The following is a 2,856-nucleotide window of genomic DNA, read 5'->3' on the forward strand; positions in this document are numbered from 1 at the left end:
GCCGACCGCCCAGTCGGGCTCCGCCGTCGTGCTCGACAGCCCGACCCTGCGCCCGGGCGGCCCCATCGACGTCGCCGCGCTGGATCGGGCGGGGATCCCGCTCCTGGACGTGACTGTCCCCGTCTACAACGAGGAGGCCGACCTCGAGCCCTGCGTCCGCAGGCTCGACGCCTACCTGTCCAACCAGTTCTCCCACAGCTACCGCATCACGATCGCGGACAACGCCTCGACGGATTCGACCCTCCGCGTCGCGGAACGGCTCGCTCGCGAACTCGAGCACGTGGGCGTCGTCCACCTCGAGGAGAAGGGCCGCGGGAACGCGCTGCGCCGCGTGTGGCTGGCCTCGGACTCGCCGGTCCTGGCCTATATGGACGTTGACCTGTCGACCGATCTCAACGCGCTGGCACCGCTCGTGGCGCCGCTCATCTCGGGCCATTCGGACCTCGCGATCGGTACGAGGCTCTCCCGGTCTTCCCGGGTAGTGCGGGGGCCGAAGCGCGAGTTCGTCTCCCGTTCGTACAACTTCCTCCTGCATTCGTTCATGGGCGCACGCTTCAGTGATGCTCAGTGCGGCTTCAAGGCGATCCGGGCGGACGTCGCCCAGCAACTCCTTCCCCACACGCTCGACAAGGCGTGGTTCTTCGATACGGAGCTCCTCGTCCTCGCCGAGCGCTGCGGCCTACGCTGCGCGGAAGTGCCCGTGGACTGGACGGACGACCCCAACTCGAAGGTCGACATCCTCCGCACCGCCCTCGAAGACCTCCGGGGCATGTACCGCATGACGACGGACATGGCCCTGGGGCGGATCCCTCTCGTGCAGCTCCAGGCCGCGCTCGCCCGCGGACCGCTTCCGGCGCGAGAGCGCCCGGAGGAGGCAGGCCGAGGGCAGAGCCTCTTCGGCCAGCTGGTGCGCTTCGGCGCCATCGGCGTGGCCTCGACGCTCGCGTACGCGGCGCTGTACCTCATGGGGCGTGCGTTCATGGGGCCGCAGGCGGCGAATTTCGCGGCACTGCTCATCACCGCGATCGCCAACACGGCCGCGAACCGACGCTTCACGTTCGGCGTCCTCGGCTCCGCACGCCTCGCTCGGCACCATTTCGAGGGCCTCATCGTCTTCGGCATCGGCTGGGCCCTCACGGCGGGGGCCCTCGCCTGGATGAATTCCCTCCCCCACCCGAACCAGTGGCTCGAGCTCACCGTCCTCACCCTCGCGAACCTTGCCGCAACCGCTCTGAAGTTCCTGCTCTTCCGGCTCTGGGTGTTCCGCCGGAGGGCGTGACCCAGCCGGCGCTATCGCTCCCCCCTCGCGTTGCGCCGTCAGATCCGCAGGGTCCACACTCTGCGGAGGTGACGGAGCAACGGAAAGATCGACCGAAAGGCCCGCATCATGACCACTTCCCTCGCCCCGGGCGGCGCGGTGCCCACGCCCCCCGGCGCGGTGCCCACCCCGCCCGACACGACGTCCCACGACGCCGCCGCGCGCCGTCGTCAGCCCACCCCCAGCTCGCGGAGCGGGTGGCGACGCCTCGCCTTCGGCCAGGACCAAGCCCGCTGGGTCCGCCCGTCCGGCTTCGGGTTGGTCGTCGCGAGCGCGTTCCTCTACCTCTGGAACCTCACGAACTCCGGGTACGCCAACTCGTTCTATGCGGCCGCGATCCAAGCCGGCAGCAAGAACTGGACGGCGTGGTTCTTCGGCTCGCTCGATGCCGGCAACGCGATCACCGTCGACAAGCCCCCGGCCGCGTTCTGGATCCCGGGCCTCCTCGGGCGCCTGTTCGGCTTCAATTCCTTCACGATGCTGCTCCCGGAGGCCCTCGCCGGCGTCGCGTCGGTGGCGCTCATGTACGCCGCGGTCAAGCGCGTGAGCGGTCCGGCCGCGGGCCTTCTCGCGGGTGCCGCCCTCGCGGCCACGCCCGTGGCGGCGCTCATGTTCCGGTTCAACAACCCGGACGCGATGCTCACGTTCTGCCTCGTGCTCGCCGCCTACATGACGGTCCGAGCCATCGAGAAGGCCGGCTGGAAGTGGCTGGTCGGGGCCGGAGCCGTGATTGGCCTCGCGTTCCTCACGAAGATGCTCCAGGGCGTCATCATCGTCCCCGCGCTCGGCCTCGCCTACCTCTGGGCCGCCCCGACGACGTTCCGCCGCCGGCTCGTGCACCTGCTCGGCGCCCTCGGCGGCATCGTGGCCGTCGCCGGCGCATACATCCTCGCGTTCACCCTCACGCCCACGAGCGTGCGCCCCTACATGGCGGGATCGCAGACGAACAGCTTCCTCGAGCTCACGTTCGGCTACAACGGCTTCGCCCGCATCTTCGGCAACCGGGGCGGCGGCTTCGGCGGCGCCACGCTGGGCAGAGCGGCCGACGTCGGAGCTGCCGCTGGCTCCGGCGCTCTGGGCGGCTTGGCAGGCGGTGGCGTCGCAGGCGCCTTCCCGGGTGGGGGCAAGGGCGGCGGGCCGGGCGGCGCGAGCTTCGGCGGTTCTGCGGGCCTCCTCCGCATGTTCGGGTCGAGCTTCGGCACGGAGATCTCGTGGCTTCTTCCGGCCGCGCTCATCCTCCTCGTCGCCGGCCTCTGGTTCACGCGCCGTGCCGTCCGCACCGACCGTGTCCGCGCCTCGCTCATCGTCTGGGGCGGCTGGACGGTCCTCACTGCCGGCGTCTTCAGCTTCATGACCGGAACCGTGCACCCCTACTACGCGATCGCCCTCGCACCGGGGATCGCCGGCGTGGTCGGCATCGGCGGCGCGGAGCTGTGGCGCGGACGCGCCTACTGGCCCTCGAGGATCGTCCTCGCGGCCACCGTCCTCGCCACGAGCATCTGGACCGCGGTGCTCCTCGGCCGCGACTCCTCCTGGCT

At 70.8% G+C, this 2,856-nt stretch carries 2 protein-coding genes; both read left to right on the forward strand.

Annotated elements, in window-relative coordinates; genetic code table 11:
• Positions 1-46: 46 nt before the first annotated feature.
• Positions 47-1,279 carry a bifunctional glycosyltransferase family 2/GtrA family protein gene (locus V7053_RS18580; RefSeq protein ID WP_334173737.1) on the forward strand — a complete coding sequence of 411 codons (1,233 nt, stop codon included), beginning with the start codon at positions 47-49 and terminating at the stop codon, positions 1,277-1,279.
• 108 nt (positions 1,280-1,387) lie between these two features.
• Positions 1,388-2,856 (forward strand): glycosyltransferase family 39 protein (locus V7053_RS18585; protein ID WP_334173736.1); only part of this gene is annotated, 1,469 nt, incomplete at its 3' end.

The sequence above is a fragment of the Sinomonas sp. genome (genome assembly GCF_036848755.1).
GTDB lineage: Bacteria > Actinomycetota > Actinomycetes > Actinomycetales > Micrococcaceae > Sinomonas.